Annotated in this window: 13 protein-coding genes; 7 read left to right on the top strand and 6 right to left on the bottom strand. The window is 62.4% G+C overall.

Translation table 11 applies throughout. The features are described from left to right. Nucleotides 1-172: 172 nt before the first annotated feature. From ACP2WS_RS03935 to ACP2WS_RS03910, 6 genes are all read left to right on the top strand, one after another. Nucleotides 173-3,049, top strand: coding sequence for a 2-oxoglutarate dehydrogenase E1 component (locus tag ACP2WS_RS03935; protein WP_374493060.1), 2,877 nt, complete (start codon nt 173-175; stop codon nt 3,047-3,049). Between the two features lie 86 nt (nt 3,050-3,135). Next, nucleotides 3,136-4,365, top strand: a complete 1,230-nt coding sequence (gene odhB / locus ACP2WS_RS03930; protein ID WP_426459623.1) for a 2-oxoglutarate dehydrogenase complex dihydrolipoyllysine-residue succinyltransferase — start codon at nt 3,136-3,138, stop codon at nt 4,363-4,365. Between the two features lie 67 nt (nt 4,366-4,432). Next, nucleotides 4,433-5,860: a dihydrolipoyl dehydrogenase gene (gene lpdA / locus ACP2WS_RS03925; RefSeq protein ID WP_426459621.1), complete on the top strand. Its 1,428-nt coding sequence runs from the start codon at nt 4,433-4,435 to the stop codon at nt 5,858-5,860. Then, a complete protein-coding gene (gene zapE / locus ACP2WS_RS03920) occupies nt 5,860-6,981 on the top strand; it encodes a cell division protein ZapE (protein WP_426459620.1) in 1,122 nt (373 codons plus the stop codon). The genes lpdA and zapE overlap by 1 nt, the downstream gene beginning before the upstream one ends. Before the next feature lie 10 nt (nt 6,982-6,991). Further along, nucleotides 6,992-7,456 carry a hypothetical protein gene (locus ACP2WS_RS03915; protein WP_426459619.1) on the top strand — a complete coding sequence of 155 codons (465 nt, stop codon included), beginning with the start codon at nt 6,992-6,994 and terminating at the stop codon, nt 7,454-7,456. A gap of 108 nt (nt 7,457-7,564) precedes the next feature. Then, entirely contained in the window at nt 7,565-8,251 is a 687-nt protein-coding gene (locus ACP2WS_RS03910; RefSeq protein WP_426459618.1) for an enoyl-CoA hydratase-related protein, read from the top strand. 234 nt (nt 8,252-8,485) lie between these two features. On the opposite strand, the gene dnaJ is transcribed toward ACP2WS_RS03910, so the two are convergent. From dnaJ to ubiM, 6 genes are all read right to left on the bottom strand, one after another. Further along, nucleotides 8,486-9,619: a molecular chaperone DnaJ gene (gene dnaJ, locus ACP2WS_RS03905; RefSeq protein ID WP_426459617.1), complete on the bottom strand. Its 1,134-nt coding sequence runs from the start codon at nt 9,617-9,619 to the stop codon at nt 8,486-8,488. A gap of 199 nt (nt 9,620-9,818) precedes the next feature. Further along, the gene (gene dnaK / locus ACP2WS_RS03900; protein ID WP_426459615.1) at nt 9,819-11,750 is read right to left on the bottom strand and encodes a molecular chaperone DnaK; all 1,932 of its coding nucleotides are present in this window, start codon (nt 11,748-11,750) and stop codon (nt 9,819-9,821) included. A 148-nt stretch (nt 11,751-11,898) separates the two neighbouring features. After that, nucleotides 11,899-12,459 (bottom strand): nucleotide exchange factor GrpE, encoded by a 561-nt coding sequence (gene grpE / locus ACP2WS_RS03895; RefSeq protein ID WP_374493046.1) that lies wholly within the window; start codon nt 12,457-12,459, stop codon nt 11,899-11,901. A gap of 295 nt (nt 12,460-12,754) precedes the next feature. Beyond that, nucleotides 12,755-13,120 (bottom strand): FKBP-type peptidyl-prolyl cis-trans isomerase, encoded by a 366-nt coding sequence (locus ACP2WS_RS03890; protein WP_426459614.1) that lies wholly within the window; start codon nt 13,118-13,120, stop codon nt 12,755-12,757. Nucleotides 13,121-13,244: 124 nt separating this feature from the next. After that, nucleotides 13,245-15,569, bottom strand: a complete 2,325-nt coding sequence (gene rpoD, locus ACP2WS_RS03885) for an RNA polymerase sigma factor RpoD (RefSeq protein ID WP_426459774.1) — start codon at nt 15,567-15,569, stop codon at nt 13,245-13,247. A gap of 635 nt (nt 15,570-16,204) precedes the next feature. Beyond that, entirely contained in the window at nt 16,205-17,422 is a 1,218-nt protein-coding gene (gene ubiM / locus ACP2WS_RS03880; protein ID WP_426459613.1) for a 5-demethoxyubiquinol-8 5-hydroxylase UbiM, read from the bottom strand. 717 nt (nt 17,423-18,139) lie between these two features. On the opposite strand from ubiM, the gene ACP2WS_RS03875 reads away from it, so the two are divergent. Then, nucleotides 18,140-19,321: a branched-chain amino acid ABC transporter substrate-binding protein gene (locus ACP2WS_RS03875; RefSeq protein ID WP_374493039.1), complete on the top strand. Its 1,182-nt coding sequence runs from the start codon at nt 18,140-18,142 to the stop codon at nt 19,319-19,321. The last annotated feature ends 78 nt before the right edge of the window (nt 19,322-19,399 follow it).

The raw sequence follows: 19,399 nt of genomic DNA, 5'->3' as shown, positions 1-19,399 counted from the left end.
TAGCGAGCCTGACTTAAGGGCGTGCTATTTGCAGTTCAGCCTAGTACCAGCGGGATAACGCCCGAATTTCCTTCCAAGTCACAGTCGCATCCGCCAACCGGTTCAGCCGTGTCGCGGAAGGTTTCTACCAACCAGCTAATGCGTTCTCAAGGAACGCGGAGGTAAGCGCAAGATGAGCGATTCATCGCAGGTTTTCAAAACCTACCAATCCAATACCTACCTTTTCGGTGGGGATGCTCCGTACGTCGAGGAGATGTACGAGAACTACCTGGCCAACCCAGGCAGCGTCCCTGACGACTGGCGGGTCTACTTTGACAACCTGCAGCATCTGCCGGCTGGCAACGGCACCCAGAACCGGGACGTCCCGCACCTCCCCGTGGTCAACGCCTTTGCAGAGCGTGCCAAGCAGGGCGGCACCCAGGTCGTGTTCGCCAACGCCGACGTCGACATCGGCCGCAAGCGCACTGCCGCTCAGCAGCTCATCGCCGCCTACCGCAATTCCGGTGCCCGCTGGGCCAATCTCGACCCGCTCCAGCGCAATCCGCGTCCCGAGATTCCCGAGCTCGACCTGTCCTTCTACGGATTCTCTGACGCCGATCTCGAAACCGTCTTCAACACCAGCAACACCTTCTTCGGCAAGGAGCGCATGTCTCTGCGCGAGTTGCTGAATGCTCTGCGTGAAACCTACAGCGGCACCATCGGTGCCGAATTCATGCATACCAGCGACTTCAACGAGAAGCGCTGGTGGCAGCAGAAGCTCGAATCCTCGCTGGCCAAACCCCATTTCGAGGGCAACCGCAAGCAGCGCATCCTGGAGCGCCTGACGGCCGCCGAAGGGCTCGAACGCTTCCTGCACACCAAGTATGTGGGGCAGAAGCGCTTCTCGCTCGAAGGAGGCGAGAGCTTCATCGTGGCCATGGATGAAATCATCCGTCAGGGGGGCGACAAGGGCGTCGAGGAAATCGTGATCGGCATGGCCCACCGCGGCCGTCTGAACGTGCTCGTGAACACGCTGGGCAAGCTCCCGCGCGACCTGTTCGCCGAATTCGATCACACTGCGCCCGAAGACCTGCCCAGCGGGGACGTGAAGTACCACAAGGGCTTCAGCTCCGACGTGTCCTCCGACGGCAGGCCGGTTCACCTGAGCCTGGCCTTCAACCCGTCCCACCTCGAAATCGTCAACCCCGTGGTGGAAGGGTCCGTGCGTTCGCGCATGGATCGCCGCCACGACGCCGAAGGCCGTCAGGTGCTGCCCGTGCTGGTGCACGGCGATGCCGCCTTTGCCGGGCAGGGCGTGGTCATGGAAACGCTGGCACTTGCCGAAACCCGTGGCTACCACACCGGCGGCACGCTGCACATCGTCATCAACAACCAGATCGGCTTCACCACCTCCGATCCGCGCGACAGCCGCTCCACGCTGTATTGCACTGACGTGGTCAAGATGATGGAAGCCCCCGTGCTGCACGTCAACGGCGACGATCCCGAAGCCGTGGCCCTGTGCACCCAATGGGCCATCGACTACCGTGCCGAGTTCCACAAGGACGTGGTGGTCGACATCATCTGCTACCGCAAGCTGGGCCACAACGAGCAGGACACCCCCATGCTCACCCAGCCGCTGATGTACAAGAAGATCGCCAAGCATCCGGGTACGCGCAAGCTCTACGCCGACAAGCTGGCAGCGCAGGGCTTTGGTGCCACGCTGGGTGACGACATGGTCAAGGCCTACCGCGCTGCCATGGACGAAGGCCGTCACACCATCGATCCGGTGCTCAACAACTTCAAGAGCAAGTACGCCGTCGACTGGAGCCCCTACCTGGGCAAGAAGTGGACCGATGCAGGCGACACCTCCATTTCCATGACCGAGTGGAAGCGCCTGTCCGAGCGCGTCACGACCGTGCCCGAGAATTTCGCGGTGCACTCGCTCGTCAAGAAGGTGCTCGACGACCGAGCCGCCATGGGCCGGGGTGACATTCCGGTGGACTGGGGCATGGGCGAGCACATGGCCTTCGCCTCCCTGGTGGCTGCAGGTTTCCCGGTGCGCCTCTCCGGTGAGGACTGCGGCCGTGGCACTTTCACGCACCGCCATGCCGTGCTGCATGACCAGAAGCGCGAGAAGTCCGACGAAGGCATCTACGTGCCGCTTGAGCATGTGGCCGAGGCGCAGGCACCCTTCACCGTGATCGACTCGATCCTGTCCGAAGAAGCCGTGCTGGGTTTCGAATACGGCTATGCCTCCAACGATCCCCACACCCTGGTGATCTGGGAAGCCCAGTTCGGCGACTTCGCCAACGGGGCCCAGGTGGTGATCGACCAGTTCATCGCCTCCGGTGAAGTGAAGTGGGGCCGTGTCAACGGCATCACGCTCATGCTGCCCCACGGCTACGAAGGCCAGGGGCCTGAGCACAGCTCCGCGCGCATCGAACGCTTCATGCAGCTCGCTGCCGACGCCAACATGCAGATCGTGCAGCCGACCACGGCCAGCCAGATCTTCCATGTGCTGCGCCGCCAGATGGTGCGCGATCTGCGCAAGCCGCTGATCATCTTCACGCCCAAGTCGCTGCTGCGCAACAAGGACGCCACCTCTCCGCTGTCCGAATTCACCAAGGGCAGCTTCCAGACGATCATCCCCGAGCACAAGGAATCCGTGCTCAAGGCGGCCGACAAGGTCAGGCGTCTGCTGCTGTGCTCTGGCAAGGTCTACTACGACCTGGCCAAGAAGCGCGAGGAGCTGCAGGACGACACGGTGGCCATTGCCCGCGTCGAGCAGCTGTATCCCTTCCCGCACAAGGCTCTGGCCAACGAACTCAAGAAGTTCCCCAACCTGCAGGAAGTGGTGTGGTGCCAGGACGAGCCGCAGAACCAGGGTGCCTGGTTCTTCGTCCAGCATTCCATCTACGAGAACATGACGCCGGGCCAGAAGCTCGGCTATTCGGGCCGTGCCGCCTCGGCTTCTCCTGCAGTGGGATACGCCCACCTGCACCAGGAGCAGCAGAAGGCACTGGTCGAAGGAGCCTTCGGGCGCCTCAAGGGCTTCTTGCTCACGCGCTGACCGTTCCCCGGGTGCGTTCCGCCGCCGCGCGGGGCGCACCGTTCATTTCTCCCGTTGACTCCTCTTCACTCTGAAAGAACATCACCATGGCTATCGTAGATGTCAAAGTTCCCCAGCTCTCCGAATCCGTTGCAGAGGCCACTCTGCTGCAGTGGAAGAAAAAACCCGGCGAGGCCGTCGCCATCGATGAAATCCTGATCGAGATCGAGACCGACAAGGTCGTGCTCGAAGTGCCGGCTCCCGCTGCCGGCGTGCTCGCCGAGATCATCGAGGCCGACGGCGCCACCGTGGTGGCCGATCAGGTCATCGCCAAGATCGACACCGAGGCTCAGGCTGCCGCCGCTGCCCCTGCTGCCGCTGCGGCTCCCGCACCTGCAGCAGCTCCTGCTGCCGCCGCACCCGCAGCCGCTGCTCCGGCAAGCTCCACCATGGCCGGCGTGCCCATGCCCGCTGCCGCCAAGCTCATGGCTGACAACAGCCTGCCTGCCGGCTCCGTTGCCGGTACCGGCAAGGATGGCCGCGTGACCAAGGGCGATGTGCTTGCCGCCGTCGAAGGAGGCGCCAAGCCTGCCGCTGCAGCCGCCCCTGCACCCGTGGCCGACATTCCGCTGGGGGATCGTCCCGAGCAGCGCGTGCCCATGACCCGTCTGCGCGCCCGCGTGGCCGAACGCCTGCTGCAGTCCCAGTCCACCAACGCCATCCTCACGACCTTCAACGAGGTCAACATGGCTCCCGTCATGGAAATGCGCAAGCGCTTCCAGGAAAAGTTCGAGAAGGAACATGGCGTCCGTCTGGGCTTCATGAGCTTCTTTGTCAAGGCTGCCGTGCACGCCCTCAAGAAGTACCCCGTCGTCAATGCCAGCGTCGATGGCACCGACATCATCTATCACGGCTACTTCGACATCGGCATTGCCGTGGGCAGCCCCCGTGGCCTGGTCGTGCCGATCCTGCGCAACGCCGATCAGCTGAGCTTCGCCGACATCGAGAAAAAGATCGCCGAGTTCGGCAAGAAGGCCAAGGACGGCAAGCTGAGCATCGAGGACCTGAGCGGCGGCACTTTCTCCATCAGCAATGGCGGCGTGTTCGGTTCCATGATGTCCACCCCCATCATCAACCCGCCCCAGTCTGCCATTCTGGGCGTGCACGCCACCAAGGACCGTGCCGTGGTCGAAAACGGCCAGGTGGTGGTGCGTCCCATGAACTACCTTGCCATGAGCTATGACCACCGCATCATCGATGGCCGTGAAGCCGTGCTGGCCCTGGTGGCCATGAAGGAAGCGCTGGAAGATCCGGCTCGCCTGCTGTTCGACATCTAAACCAGGCTCTGGCCATTGGACGGGTGGCTTGGGCCGCCCGTTTTTTCAGAAAAAGGATTTTTGCATCATGTCCCAACAATTCGACGTCATCGTGATCGGTGCCGGTCCTGGCGGCTACATCGCCGCGATCCGTGCAGCCCAGCTCGGCAAGAAGGTGGCCTGCATCGACGAATGGAAGAATGCCAAGGGCGGCGCTGCCCCCGGTGGCACCTGCACCAACGTGGGCTGCATTCCCTCCAAGGCGCTGCTGCAGAGCTCGGAGCACTTCGAGCAGGCGCAGCATCACTTTGGCGAGCACGGCATCAGCCTTTCCAACCTCAAGATGGACGTGGGCCAGATGGTGGCCCGCAAGGATGAGGTGGTCAAGCAGAACAACGACGGCATCCTGTACCTGTTCAAGAAGAACAAGGTCAGCTTCTTCCATGGCCGTGGTTCGTTCGTCAAGGCGGTCGATGGCGGCTATGAAATCCAGGTCACCGGGGACAAGCCCGAAACCCTGGTGGGACAGCATGTCATCGTGGCCACGGGATCGACTGCACGCGCACTGCCTCAGGCTCCGTTCGACGAGGAGACCATCCTTTCCAACGACGGCGCCCTGCGCATCGGTTCCGTGCCCAAGAAGCTCGTGCTCATCGGGTCCGGCGTGATCGGTCTCGAAATGGGGTCCGTATGGCATCGTCTGGGAGCCGAGGTCACGATTCTGGAAGGTCTGCCGACTTTCCTCGGTGCCGTGGATGAGCAGATCGCCAAGGAAGCCAAGAAGGCCTTCGACAAGCAGGGCCTGCGCATCGAGCTGGGCGTCAAGGTCGGCGAGATCAAGAAGGGCAAGAAGGGCGTGTCCGTGGCCTACACCGATGCCAAGGGTGCCGAACAGAAGATCGATGCCGACAAGCTCATCGTCTCCATCGGCCGGGTGCCCAATACCCAGGGCCTGAACCCCGAAGCCGTGGGCCTGCCGCTCGACGAGCGTGGCGCCATCGTGGTGGACGCAGACTGCCGCACCAGCCTGCCCAATGTGTGGGCAGTGGGTGACGTGGTGCGTGGCCCGATGCTGGCGCACAAGGCGGAGGAAGAGGGCGTGGCCGTGGCCGAGCGTATCGCGGGGCAGCATGGGCATGTCAACTTCAACACCATTCCCTGGGTCATCTATACCAGCCCGGAAATCGCCTGGGTGGGCCGTACCGAACAGGCACTGAAGGCCGAAGGCGTGGCCTACAAGGCGGGTTCCTTCCCCTTCATGGCCAACGGGCGTGCCCGTGCGCTGGGGGATACCACCGGCATGGTGAAGATTCTGGCCGACGCCAAGACCGATGAGGTTCTTGGTGTGCACATCGTCGGGCCGATGGCTTCCGAGCTGATCTCCGAAGCTGTTCTGGCCATGGAGTTCCGTGCCAGCAGCGAGGACATCGCACGGACCTGCCATGCGCATCCGACGCTGTCCGAGGCGACCAAGGAAGCTGCGCTCGCCGTCGAAAAGCGTGCGCTCAACTTCTGATGGCCACGACGGCAGTTCCCTCTGGGCCGGTCGCGCGCATCTACGAGCGTGAGCTCGCGGCGCGCGGCTTCCGCAGCGATCCGGCGCAGCTGCGCGCCATCGCTGCGCTTGAACGCTGCGCGCAGGACTGGTCCCAGTACAAGAGCCAGCGTTCGAGCAAGCTCAAGAAGCTCATCAACCGTCCTCCCATTCCGCGCGGCGTGTACATGTACGGCGGCGTGGGGCGAGGCAAGAGCTTTCTCATGGACTGTTTCTTCGAGGCAGTGCCCATCAAGCGCAAGACGCGGCTGCACTTCCACGAATTCATGCGTGAAGTGCACCGCGAGCTGGCCCGGCTGCAGGGCACCCAGAATCCCCTGCAGGCGCTGGGGGTCCAGATGGCCAAGCGCTTCAAGCTGATCTGCTTCGATGAGTTCCATGTGGCCGACGTGACAGACGCCATGATCCTGCACCGCCTGCTGGAGTCTCTGTTCGACAACGGGGTGGGTTTCGTCACCACTTCCAACTTCCGGCCCGATGATCTGTACCCCAACGGGCTGCACCGCGACCGCATTCTGCCGGCCATTGCCCTGCTCAATGAGCGGCTTGAAGTCATCAATGTCGACAACGGCACCGACTACCGTCAGCGCGAGCTGGAGAAGCTGCGGCTGTATCTGACGCCGCTCGACGCGCAGACCGATGCAGAGATGCAGGCCGACTTCGACAACCTGGCCGACGGAGACGAGGCAGATCCGGTCTTTGCGCTCACCTCACGACAGATCCCGGCCATCCGACGGGCCGGAGGCGTGATCTGGTTCGATTTCCGGGAGCTGTGCATCGAGCCCCGTTCGCAGAACGACTATCTCGAAATCGCCACCACCTTCCATACCGTGATGGTGTCGCACGTGCCGCAAATGCCCGAAACCATGGCGTCGGTGGCGCGTCGCTTCACCCTGCTGGTCGACGTGCTGTATGACCGCCGTGTCAAGCTGGTCGTGTCGGCCGCCGTGCCGCCCGAAGAGCTCTATACACGGGGCATGCTGGCACATGAGTTCGTGCGGACCGTCTCCCGCCTCGACGAGATGCAGTCCGCCGAATATCTGGCGCTGGAGCACCGCCATGTCGACATCAGCATCACCTGAAGGAGCGGGCATGCCATTGAACCTGAACCTCGACTCGACCGGTGTCGTCCGCATCGTGCGCACAGCAGGGCGTCTGTGCCGGCTGCCGGGGCTGTGCATGCCCCTGCTGCTGGCTGCATGCAGCTTCCCCACCTTGCCGGACAGCCGTCCCACCGTGCAGGAGGTGCCGTTTCTGGGCCAGCAGATGACCCAGGAGCAGATCAGCACCCGTCGCGCAGAGGTGGCTGCTTCCAGGGCCACCCTGCGGCAGGAGCTCGCGCAGGACAAGGCAGCGTGCTATGCACGTTTTCTGGTCAACCGCTGCCTGCGCCAGCATCAGGATGCGTTCACGCAGCGCGACCATGTCTACCAGCTGCAAGACATCGAACTGAACCGGCAGGAACGTGCCCTCAAGGACATCGACACCCAGCTGCGTCTTCAGCACAAGGCAGCACAGGCGGCCGCACAGGCAGCTTCTTCTTCCACAGCGCCGTGACGCGCGACTGGGCCGTGCATTCCGGAGTCTGCGGGTTCCATGGGAGCGCGGCCTTTCACATTCTTCTCTTGCCTGCATGGCTGTCAGAGGCAGCCCGTCATTTTCCCCATGGCTGAAATTCGCACCACCTTTCGTGACCAGACCCTCTTTCTGCACATGGGCAGCCCGGGAACGCTGGATGAAGCCCTCTTCGTGAGCGCCATCGAGATTCTCAACGAAGCCGAGCGGGACCCCGACACCCTGAGTCTGGTGCTCAGCGACGAAGGCTATTTCGGTTCACAGCCCTTGCCGGTCGGCGAACGATCCACCCAGCAGCGGCTGGATCGGTGGCTGGAGCAGTTCCATGCCTTTCTGGAAACCCTCATGACCTTTCCCAAGCCCGTGGTGGCCAGCCTCTGCGGTGATCTGGGTGAGCTGGGCCTGGCGACAGCCTGCAATTGCGACGGCTGGGTGGTGACGGGACACACGCGCATCCGGCTGCGGCACATCGCGATGGGGCGCACGCCCATGGGGGCACTGAGCTGGCATCTGTCGCGCATGCTGCCTGCGCCTGCCGTGCTGCGCGTGCTGGCAGGAGACACCATCGAAGCTGCCATGCTGTCTCAGTGGGGCCTGTGTGGGCGACCCGTCGAGCAGGAACAGCGCATGGAGGCCACGCTCCGTATGGCGGCGACCTACAACCGCCTTCCGCCCGGTGCCCTGCAGGCGACCAAGACGCTGCTGCGGGAAGAGGAGGGGAGTGCCTATCATGCAGCCCTCCTGCAGGAGGCACGTCTTCTGGTCCGCTCTCTGTAATCTTGCAAAGCCCGAACGCGAGTGCCTTCAGGCATGCCTCTCTTCTTTCTTGCGTGCTCTGTGCAGCGTGAGAGGGAGAGGCGGGGGAGACACTTCTGACGCCATGCGGCACGGGCATCAGGGCCTTGCACCGCATGGGAGCCAGGTGATACGCAACGAGGCGAGACGAGATGCCATGAGACGAAAAAAAGGATGCCTCGAGGCATCCTTTTTTGATGGCAAAGCCCGAAGGCTTCAGGAGAAGAAGGCCTTGGCCTTGTCGAACCAGCTCTTTTCGCTGGGGCTGTGCTTGCCTCCACCTTTGACCAGAGACTCGTCGAGCTGGCGCAGCAGCTTGCGCTGGTGCTCCGTGAGCTTGACCGGGGTCTCGACCGTGATGTGGCAGTACAGGTCTCCGGGCGTGGAGGAGCGTACCCCCTTGATGCCCTTGCCGCGCAGCCGGAACTGCTTGCCGTGCTGGGTTCCTTCGGGAATGTCGATGACTGCTTTGCCGTCGAGCAGCGTGGGAACATCGATTTCTCCGCCCAGCGCCGCCTTGGTGAAGCTGATCGGCACCACGCAGTGCAGATCATCGCCATCGCGCTCGAAGATCTCGTGCTTGCGCAGCCGGATCTCGATGTAGAGGTCCCCAGGCGGGCCGCCGTTGGGGCTGGGTTCTCCGTTGCCTGCGCTGCGGATGCGCATGCCGTCGTCGATGCCGGCGGGAATGTGCACTTCCAGAGTCTTCTGACGCTGGATGCGCCCTTCGCCATGACAGCTGGGGCAGGGTTCGGGAATGATCTTTCCGGTGCCGTGGCAGTGCGGGCAGGTCTGCTGCACGCTGAAGAATCCCTGGCGGATCTGGACGACGCCGCTGCCATGGCAGGTCGGACAGGTCTTGGCACTCGTGCCGGGCTTGGCTCCGGAGCCGTGGCAGGTGTCGCACTCATCCCAGCCGGGGATGCGGATCTGGGCATCCTTGCCGGAGGCAGCTTCCTCCAGCGTGATGTCCATGGCGTAGTTCAGGTCATTGCCGCGATGCACCTGACGGCCGCCGCGCGCACCACCGCGTGCCTGTCCAAAGAGGTCTCCGAAGATGTCGCTGAAGCTCTCGAAGCCGCCGAAGCCGCCTCCAAAACCTCCCCCACCCATGTTGGGGTCCACTCCGGCGTGGCCATACTGGTCGTAGGCAGAGCGCTTTTCATGGTCGCAGAGCATTCCGTATGCTTCCTTGACCTCCTTGAACTTGGCCTCGGCCTCGGCGGCCTTGTCTCCCTGATTGCGGTCAGGGTGGTATTTCATCGCGAGCTTGCGATAGGCCTTCTTGATTTCGTCGTCACTGGCGTTGCGATTGACACCCAGTACTTCGTAGTAATCGCGTTTTGACATGGACAAATCCGAGCGATGCTGCGGTCAAAAATGGAGCATGGTCCCGATGCGTTCTTTCCGCGAAAGCGCCAGGAAAAACATGCGAAACGCCGCGTGGGCCTTTTCAGAGCTGCACGCGGCGGAAAAACAAGGAATATGGGCAATCCCCGACCGGACGGTCCTCCCTGAGGGAAAAAGCGCCATCCGGTCGGCGTGGGCGTCAGTCCTTCTTGACTTCCTTGACTTCGGCGTCCACGACATCGTCATCGGCCGGTGCTGCACCCGCAGCGGCGCCGGCTTCTGCCTGACCGGCACCCCCAGCGGCGGCAGCCTGCTGGGCGTAGACCTTTTCGCCGAGCTTCTGGCTGGCTTCCATCAGGGCGTTGGACTTGGCTTCGATGGCTTCCTTGTCGTCGCCCTTCAGAGCTTCGTCCACTTCCTTGAGGGCAGCTTCGATCTTGGCCTTTTCGTCGGCTTCGAGCTTGTCGCCGAGTTCGGTCATGGATTTGCGGACGCTGTGGGCCAGGGCATCAGCCTGGTTGCGGGCATTGACCAGCTCTACCTTCTTGTGGTCTTCGGCTGCGTTGAGCTCGGCGTCCTTCACCATCTTCTGGATTTCATCCTCGGACAGACCGGAGTTGGCCTTGATGGTGATCTTGTTTTCCTTGCCAGTGCCCTTGTCCTTGGCGCTGACGTGCAGGATGCCGTTGGCGTCGATGTCGAAGGTCACTTCGATCTGGGGCAGGCCACGCGGAGCCGGAGCGATGCCTTCGAGGTTGAACTCGCCGAGCAGCTTGTTGCCGCTGGTGACCTCACGCTCGCCCTGGAACACCTTGATGGTCACGGCCGGCTGGTTGTCCTCTGCCGTGGAGAAGGTCTGCGAGAACTTGGTCGGGATCGTGGTGTTCTTCTGGATCATCTTGGTCATCACGTTGCCCATGGTCTCAATGCCCAGGGACAGCGGGGTGACGTCGAGCAGCAGCACATCCTTGCGGTCGCCGGAGAGCACCTGGCCCTGGATGGCGGCACCGACAGCCACGGCTTCGTCCGGGTTCACGTCCTTGCGGGGTTCCTTGCCAAAGAACTCGCGCACCTTTTCCTGCACCTTGGGCATGCGGGTCATGCCGCCAACCAGGATGACGTCGCTCACTTCACCCACGCTGATGCCGGCATCCTTGATGGCGGTCTTGCAGGGAGCAATGGTGCGTTCGATCAGGTCTTCGACCAGGGCTTCGAGCTTGGCACGGGTGAGCTTGACGTTCAGGTGCTTGGGCCCCGAGGCATCGGCCGTGATGTAGGGCAGGTTGATGTCGGTCTGGCTGCTGTTGGAGAGCTCGATCTTGGCCTTTTCGGCAGCTTCCTTGAGACGCTGCAGGGCGAGCACGTCCTTGCTCAGATCCACACCCTGTTCCTTCTTGAACTCGGTGATGATGTAGTCGATGATGCGCTGGTCGAAATCCTCGCCACCCAGGAAGGTGTCGCCGTTGGTGGACAGCACCTCGAACTGCTTTTCGCCATCGACGTCGGCGATCTCGATCACGGAAACGTCGAACGTGCCGCCGCCGAGGTCATACACCACGATCTTGCGGTCGTTGCGGTCCTGCTTGTCCAGGCCGAAGGCCAGTGCGGCGGCCGTCGGTTCGTTGATGATGCGCTTGACTTCCAGGCCCGCAATGCGGCCTGCGTCCTTGGTGGCCTGGCGCTGGGCGTCGTTGAAGTAGGCCGGTACGGTGATGACCGCTTCGGTCACGGGTTCGCCGAGATAGTCTTCGGCGGTCTTCTTCATCTTGCGCAGCACTTCTGCGCTGATCTGCGGGGGGGCCAGCTTTTTGTCGCGTACCTGCACCCAGGCATCGCCGTTGTCGGCCTTGATGATCTGGAAGGGCATCAGGTTGATGTCCTTCTGCACTTCCTTGTCCTCGAACTTGCGGCCGATCAGGCGCTTGATGGCAAAGAGCGTGTTCTTGGGGTTGGTGACAGCCTGACGCTTGGCGGGAGCGCCAACCAGCACTTCACCATCTTCCTGATAGGCCACGATCGACGGCGTGGTGCGCGCACCTTCGCTGTTCTCGATCACGCGGGTGTTGTTGCCTTCCATGATGGCCACGCACGAGTTGGTGGTGCCGAGGTCGATGCCGATGATTTTTCCCATTTGTAGGAACTCCTGTTTCTGTAATCCGTGATGTCAATGAGGGGGTGGAGCGCCCGGTGATGCGGATGCATGCATCGAACGATCCCTTGCTGAATAGGTGAGGTGTCCCGAAAAGCTTTTCAAGCGCCGGCAAGCACCTTTTTGAGGGTCATGCGCCTGCGCAGACCGTCACCAGTGCAGGGCGCAGCACGCGATCGGCAATGGTGTAGCCCTTCTGGAGCACGGTCACCACGGTGTTGGGTGCCTGGGTGCTGCCTTCGGGGGCAGGGACCATGCTGATGGCCTGGTGCTGGTGCGGATCGAAGGGTGTGCCGGGAGCGGGGTCGACTACCTTGACCTTGTTGCGCTCCAGGGCGCTTTGCAGCTGGCGCAGCGTGGCTTCGGTGCCTTCGCGGATCTGTTCGGCTGATCCGTTGGTGTGGGCCAGGCCGGCTTCGAGGCTGTCGAGAGCAGGCAGAAGACTTTCCGCAAAGCTTTCGATACCGAACTTGCGGGCCTTTTGCACTTCCTCATCGGCCCGGCGACGTGCGTTCTGCACTTCTGCCTGGGAGCGCAGATAGTGGTCGTTGAGTTCGTCGTACTTGGCCTGCAGGGCTGCGAGCTGTGCCTGCAGATCGGTGGATGCGGCCGTGGGTTCAGACGCGGCGGAGGCAGCAGCCGGGGCGGACTCTTCTGCGGGGGTCTGGGGTGCGGATGAAGTAGGGTTCATGGACTATCCGAGAATCAGTGAATGAAAACGGGCTGCGGATGCAGAAAACCGATGAAGAGATACCTCTGCTTGAATCGGCATCTTCTGCTCCTTCCATGCCATGCATGGATGTCTGATAGGTATCTGAAGTCCGTGCCGGGGTTTTCAAGAGGGAATGGGACAAAACCCTTCCATTGAGGGGGATTTTGTCCTCCAGCCATAGAAAAGGCACATGCGGCAGAGTGGCCGGATGTGCCTGGAAGGGGCAGGAGTGCCCTGCCGTTTCTGGCGATCCCGAAGGAATGCGCGGGTCAGATCAGCGCAGGTCGAGCAGTTCGACGTCGAATTTCAGGGTGGCATGGGGAGGAATGACACCGCCTGCGCCACGTGCGCCGTAGCCGAGCTGGGGGGGAATGATGAGCGTGCGACGGCCACCGACCTTCATGCCGGCAACGCCTTCGTCCCAGCCTGCGATCACCATGCGCTGGCCCAGACCGAATACGAAGGGCTGACCGCGATCCTTGCTGGAGTCGAACTTGGCGCCCTGTGCGCCATTGTCATAGAGCCAGCCGGTGTAGTGCACCATGACCTGCTGGCCAGGCTGGGCTTCGGCGCCGGTGCCGATTTCGGTGTCGATGTACTGCAGGCCGCTGGCCGTCGTGACGGAAGAAGAGGTGCTCATGGGAAGAATGCGGGTAAGGGGAGAACAAGCCTGTCTCCGCCTGCGGGCTGCAGGCTGAGACAGCGGATGGGTAATAGAGAGAGGATGCCGATGGAGCAGGCTGGACAGGATCCGGCCGGCAGAATCAGTCGCCACCTCCCAGGAAGGTGCGCAGCTTGTCGCTGCGGCTCGGGTGCTTGAGCTTGCGCAGGGCCTTGTGCTCGATCTGGCGGATGCGCTCGCGGGTCACGTCGAACTGCTTGCCGACTTCCTCCAGGGTGTGGTCGTTGTCCATTTCGATGCCGAAGCGCATGCGCAGCACCTTGGCTTCGCGGGGGGTGAGGCCGTCGAGGATGTCCTTGACCACGTCGCGCAGGCCGGCCTGCATGGCGGCTTCCACCGGAGCGGTGTTGACACTGTCCTCGATGAAGTCGCCCAAGTGCGAATCATCGTCGTCCCCGATCGGGGTTTCCATGCTGATCGGCTCCTTGGCGATCTTCATGATCTTGCGGATCTTGTCCTCGGGGATGTCCATCTTCTCGGCCAGGATGGAGGCGTCCGGCTCGAAGCCGAATTCCTGCAGGTGCTGGCGCGAGATGCGGTTCATCTTGTTGATGGTCTCGATCATGTGCACCGGGATGCGGATGGTGCGGGCCTGGTCGGCGATGGAACGCGTGATGGCCTGGCGAATCCACCATGTGGCGTAGGTCGAGAACTTGTAGCCACGACGGTATTCGAACTTGTCGACGGCCTTCATGAGGCCGATGTTGCCTTCCTGGATCAGGTCGAGGAACTGCAGGCCACGGTTGGTGTACTTCTTGGCGATGGAGATCACGAGACGCAGGTTGGCCTCGATCATTTCCTTCTTGGCGTTGCGCGAGCGGCGTTCGCCGTCGTTCATGCGCTTGTTGATGGCCTTGAGCTCTTCCAGCGGCACATAGACCTGGGTCTGGAGGTTGATCAGGTTCTGCTGCAGTTCCTGGATGGGCGGGATGTTGCGCGCCATGGTGCTGCTCCACGGCTTGCCGGCTGCAGCCTGCTCCTCGACCCACTGCAGGTTGAGCAGGTTGGGCGGAAACTGGGCAATGAAGGTTTCCTGGGGCATGCGGCACTTGTCGACGATGATCTGGCGCAGCTTGCGTTCGTTCTGGCGGATCTGTTCGACCTGTCCGCGCACGGTGTCGCACAGCTTCTCGATGGTCTTGGCCGTGAAGCGGATGGTCATGAGCTCCTGGCTGAGCTTTTGCTGCGCCTTCATGTAGGTCGGCGTGCCGTAGCCTTCCTTGTCGAAGGACTTGCGCATGGTGTCGAAGTGCTTGCGCAGCAGGTCGAAGCGACGCAGGGCCTCGTTCTTGAGCTCTTCCATCTTCTTGGTGAGCGCCTTGGTGCCACCGTCGTCGTCATCGTCGTCGTATTCGTCGAAGTCTTCCTCGGCCACGTAGTCGTCGGCTTCGTTGTTGTCTGCGAAGCCGTCGACGATGGTGGAGATGACGGCCTTGCCCTCGCGGATTTCCTCGGCCATGGCCAGGATTTCCTCGATGGTTGCGGGAGAGCCGGAGATGGCCTCCATCATGTCCATGAGACCGCCTTCGATGCGCTTGGCAATCTCGATCTCACCCTCGCGGGTCAGCAGCTCTACCGTGCCCATTTCGCGCATGTACATGCGCACCGGGTCGGTGGTGCGGCCAAATTCGTTGTCGACGTTCGACAGAGCGGCCTCGGCTTCTTCCTCGGCTTCTTCCTCGGTCGTGGCCGACCCGCTGGTATTGGCGAGCAGCAGGGTCTCGGCATCGGGGGTCTGTTCGTAGACGGCCACGCCCATGTCACCCAGCATCGAGACGACCACTTCGAGCGTTTCGCTGTCGACGAGCTTGTCGGGCAGGTGGTCGGAGATTTCCGCATTGGTGAGGTAGCCGCGGGTCTTGCCGAGCTTGATGAGCTCCTTGAGGCGCTGGCGGCGGGTGGAGACTTCCTCTTCGGACAGGATGGTCTCGTCAAGGCCGAACTCCTTCATGAGAGCGCGTTCCTTGGCCTTGGACAGCTTCATGCGCAGCGGCTTGACCTTTTCGGGCACGGCCGCAGCTGTCGGCGCGGCAGCGGGAGCCTCTTCCTCTTCCGCATGGTCGTCGGACAGGTCGGCGTCGATGTCGGAAAAGTCCTCGTCCTCTTCGGAGGCTGCCTTGCGGCCCTTCTTGGCCGTGGTCTTGGAGGCTGCGGCCTTGCGTGGAGCCTTGGCGGCGGTCTTGGTGGCGGTCTTGGTGGTCCGCGTCTTGGTAGCCTTGGCCGGCGTGTCGGTATCAGGTGTGGCTGCAGCCGCCTCGGTTTCGGTGGCTACCTTGGCTGCGGTCGTGCGGGACTTGCGGGCGGTGGTGGCCTTGGCAGGCTGATCTTCGGTTTCCGGGCTGGCCTTGGCCGCCTTGACGCGGAAGATGCGGGGTGCGGGAGTGGAGGAGCTGGTCGTCGAGGACATGGTTTTTGTTTTGCTGCCACGCGCTGTCTTGGCAACGGTGGGGGAGTCTTCGGGAGGAGTCGTCACGCTCTCGGGCGAGGCATCGGCGATCTTGTCGCCTGCGGCTTTTCTGCTGCGGGTCTTCACGACCGGAGTTCCTGGCTCAGCGGCGGGAGATTTGCGGGTCTTTTTGACCTTGGCTTCAACAGACGGAGAAGAAACGGATGAATCCGCGGTGCTGTCTTTTTTGGAGGTTGCCATGACTATCCCTTCCACACATCAGTTCGGAACGGGGCAGATACCCGTGTACGTGCCTTGCCACATGGGGGCGTGGGCGCCGATTTCCAGATGGAGAAAAATTGGAGGAGCGGACAGGAGAGGCCGGAAGGGCACATCAGGCTGTCCATGCCGAGGACCTGCAGGGCCTGCAGGCCGGTGAGACAAGTGGGATGGGCGAACATTTGGGATACAGCCCTTGCGAAGGTGGCCGGAACGGAGATGGTGTTCGCGGATGGCCGGGATCGGAGGTACTGCTGTCGCGCTTGTCTGCAAGCTGACAATTATACCCTTCCCTGCCCATCTGCCGACAAAACAGGCAGGGGCAGAGGAAGGAGGGGGTGTGTATGGATGGGCGGCGAACCACCCAGGACTGCGCCTCAGTGCAGGCCGGTGAGCTGTGCGGCAATGGCGCGGCGGAACGGGGTGATGCGCTGCCCCAGGCGGAGCATGCCGTCTCTCACCAGCCGGGCCACGGGGTGCTCGAAGGTATAGAGCTTCACGATCGCCTGTGTGGCCAGATACAGCGGGCGAGTGGACAGCATGTGGGTGCGTTCATAGCGCGCAAGCAGCGCGGGGTGGCCGATGTCCCGTCCCTGGGCATGTGCCTGGATCAGGGCCTGGCTCAGGGTTTCGATGCCCAGCAGCCCAAAGTTGAATCCATGGGCGGTGACTGGATGCATGCCCACTGCTGCATCGCCGATGCAGGCAAAGCGTTGCGCCACCAGATGGCGTGGATAGACGCCGACCAGAGGATAGGCATGGCGTGTGCTTGTGAGAGTCATGGCACCCAGCCGGCCCGCAAAGCGGCGTGTCATGTCGGAGTTGAAGACGTTGTCCTCCATGTCGAGCACGCCATCCATGTCGCGGCTGGGCAGCGTCAGCACCACCGAGGACCGGTGCATGCCGGTGACGGGATCGTCGTTCATGGGCAGCAGCGCCAGAGTCTGACCGTAGTCGAACCATTCCCAGGCGACGTGCTCGTGCGCGCGCTCGTGTGTCATGTTGCACACCAGCATGGTTCGCCCGAAATCGTGCATATCGGCGGCAATGCCCATGGCACGGCGCGTCTGGGAGAAGCGGCTGTCTGCGGCAATCAGAAGACGGGAACGGAGGACGCGCCCATCCTCGCAGGTGACCTCGGCGTGGGTATCGTTCGAGCGTACCCTCGAGATGCGGCATTCGCAGAAGAGCTCGATGTCGTGATGGGCCTCGATGGCATGCTGAACCGTGTCCCAGGCAGCCTGCCGGATCAGATGGTTGGAGACCAGCCATCCCAGTTCGCTGCGCGAGGACAGCTCGTGTCCGATGACCATTGCAAAGGGGTGACTGCCGTTGAGCACCTGGGCATCGCGCAAAGCCGAAAAGGCGGTGGGTTCCAGTTCCTCGATGCGCTGCCACAGCCCCCATTCCTGCATGGCGTGGGCTGAGCGCTGGGTGAGGGCAATCTCGCGGCCATCGAAGGCAGGATGCGCCACGGCCGACTGCGGCTGCTGTTCGAGCACTCCGATGTGAAGTCCCTGTCCGGAAAGGGCTCGGGCCAGGGTCAGGCCGGCAGGGCCGGCGCCCACGATCAGGATGTCGAAGTCTTGGGTCATGGCAGGCAGTCTAGCGACTTGCCCGGGCGGAGTGCTTGATGCCGGTCAATCGCACAGCCGCCTATCGGGCCTCTCTCCGCCGGAGGCGGTGGCACATTTATGGTGCACGGCGTTGCGTGAGGGGCGCGGCCATGGCGCAGGGCGGTCTGGGTGGGCCTTGATGTCTGTAGGTGCAACCCATGCGGACGTGAGGTCATGGGGGTCATGCAAAGGTGCAACTTATCGCTTCGGCGCGGTCGGTGGACAGATGAATGGAGGTTCAGACGGGGCAGGGGGCAGTGACGGCATTCCCAAGCCGTTGCCGGGGGATGGCAGGCAAGGGGGCGTTGCAAGAAGACCCATGCGGGGAGAGGTATGGAGGACGGATGCGGGTTTTTACCGAGTCCGGTCATGGGGGAATGGCGCATTCGTTCCGTATCATTGCCTTTTGATGGTGCGTGTCGGGGTCGGGCATGGCGGTGGGATTGCAGGGTTGCACCAGTCTGGTGTGACTGGCCGAAAAGAGGCCGGATGTCTCGGGCTTCTGCACGAGGACATGTCCATGCAAAAGCATCGCCGATGGCCTGTGACATGCCACGAAATGTTCAATTTCGACGAGTGGCTGGAAGTCTGTACGGCGAATCGAAAGAATTGGCCCGGTTTGTGCTTGTAACGGCACGCATAGTTTCTTGCGGTGGGTTTCAAAGCCCGTTTTTGTCTATCGATGGAGAGTAAAACATGCAATTCAAACTGCGTATGAGCGTGGTCGCTACCATGGTGCTGGCTTCCATGCTGGCTTCCTGCGGCAAGAAGGATCAGACGGCCTCTTCGTCTGCTTCCGGTGACGCTGGGGCTGCTCCCGGTGAGCTGGTCGTGAAGATCGCCTCCGTGGCGCCCATGTCCGGCAGCCAGGCCCACTATGGCAAGGACAACGCCAACGGCGTGCAGATGGCCGTCGATGAAGCCAACAAGCAGGGCGTGACCATCGGGGGCAAGAAGGTGCACTTTGTGGCCGTGCTCGAAGACGATGCTGCCGACCCCAAGCAGGGTACGGCCGTGGCACAGAAGCTCTGTGATGCCAAGGTGGCCGGCGTCGTCGGTCACCTGAACTCCGGCACCACGATCCCCGCATCCAAGATCTACAACGACTGTGGCCTGCCCATGGTCACCGGTGCTGCCACCAACCCTGCGCTGACCAAGCCCGGGTACAAGAATGTCTTCCGGATCATCGCCAACGACAACGTGCTCGGCGCTGCGCTGGCCGATGAAGCCAAGAAGCTCGGCCTCAAGCGCGTGGCTGTGATCGACGACCGCACGGCCTATGGCCAGGGCATCGCCGAGATCTTCACGCAGACGGCCAAGAAGAATGGCATGGAAGTGGTGAGCACCCAGTTCACCAACGACAAGGCGACCGACTTCATGGCCATCCTGACGGCCGTGAAGGCCCAGACTCCCGATGCCGTCTTCTACGGCGGCATGGATGCACAAGCCGGCCCGATGCTGCGCCAGATGGCCCAGCTGGGTCTGGACAAGGCCAAGTTCTTCGGTGGTGACGGCATCTGCACGAACGAGCTGGTCAAGCTCTCCGGTGGTGCCAAGCCGCTGGGCAACGTGATCTGCGGCGTGGGTGGAGCATCGCTTACCAAGATGAAGGGCGGAGCCGAGTGGCGCAAGAGCTATGACGCCAAGTTCCCCAACCAGTTCCAGGTCTACAGCCCGTACACCTACGACGCCACCATGCTGCTGATCGACGCCATGAAGAAGGCCGATTCCGTCGATCCCAAGGTCTACCTGCCCAAGCTGGCTGCCGAAGACTATCAAGGCGTGACGGGCAAGATCACCTTCGACGACAAGGGTGAAGTCAAGGACGCAGCCACCACGCTGTTCCACTACCCCGACAACAAGAAGCAGGAACTGTAATTTCCTGTCGGCCGGCCATGGCGTGCCCGAGGCATGTCATGGCGCCAGGCCCATAGGGCTTGCAGCCTGTTGATCTGA

This window comes from Brachymonas moutaii (nom. illeg.) (assembly GCF_049977365.1).
GTDB lineage: Bacteria > Pseudomonadota > Gammaproteobacteria > Burkholderiales > Burkholderiaceae_C > Brachymonas.
Note: the sequence above shows the minus strand (reverse complement) of the source record. Positions and strands in the feature narration are given on the sequence as shown.

Bases quoted from the DNA above. Each gene is read 5' to 3' on its own strand.
- rpoD (WP_426459774.1), bottom strand. From the start codon at position 15,569: ATGTCCTCGACGACCAGCTCCTCCACTCCCGCACCCCGCATCTTCCGC.
- odhB (WP_426459623.1), top strand. From the start codon at position 3,136: ATGGCTATCGTAGATGTCAAAGTTCCCCAGCTCTCCGAATCCGTTGCA.
- dnaJ (WP_426459617.1), bottom strand. From the start codon at position 9,619: ATGTCAAAACGCGATTACTACGAAGTACTGGGTGTCAATCGCAACGCC.
- ACP2WS_RS03935 (WP_374493060.1), top strand. From the start codon at position 173: ATGAGCGATTCATCGCAGGTTTTCAAAACCTACCAATCCAATACCTAC.
- zapE (WP_426459620.1), top strand. From the start codon at position 5,860: ATGGCCACGACGGCAGTTCCCTCTGGGCCGGTCGCGCGCATCTACGAG.
- lpdA (WP_426459621.1), top strand. From the start codon at position 4,433: ATGTCCCAACAATTCGACGTCATCGTGATCGGTGCCGGTCCTGGCGGC.
- ACP2WS_RS03915 (WP_426459619.1), top strand. From the start codon at position 6,992: ATGCCATTGAACCTGAACCTCGACTCGACCGGTGTCGTCCGCATCGTG.
- ubiM (WP_426459613.1), bottom strand. From the start codon at position 17,422: ATGACCCAAGACTTCGACATCCTGATCGTGGGCGCCGGCCCTGCCGGC.
- ACP2WS_RS03910 (WP_426459618.1), top strand. From the start codon at position 7,565: ATGGCTGAAATTCGCACCACCTTTCGTGACCAGACCCTCTTTCTGCAC.
- ACP2WS_RS03890 (WP_426459614.1), bottom strand. From the start codon at position 13,120: ATGAGCACCTCTTCTTCCGTCACGACGGCCAGCGGCCTGCAGTACATC.
- dnaK (WP_426459615.1), bottom strand. From the start codon at position 11,750: ATGGGAAAAATCATCGGCATCGACCTCGGCACCACCAACTCGTGCGTG.
- grpE (WP_374493046.1), bottom strand. From the start codon at position 12,459: ATGAACCCTACTTCATCCGCACCCCAGACCCCCGCAGAAGAGTCCGCC.
- ACP2WS_RS03875 (WP_374493039.1), top strand. From the start codon at position 18,140: ATGCAATTCAAACTGCGTATGAGCGTGGTCGCTACCATGGTGCTGGCT.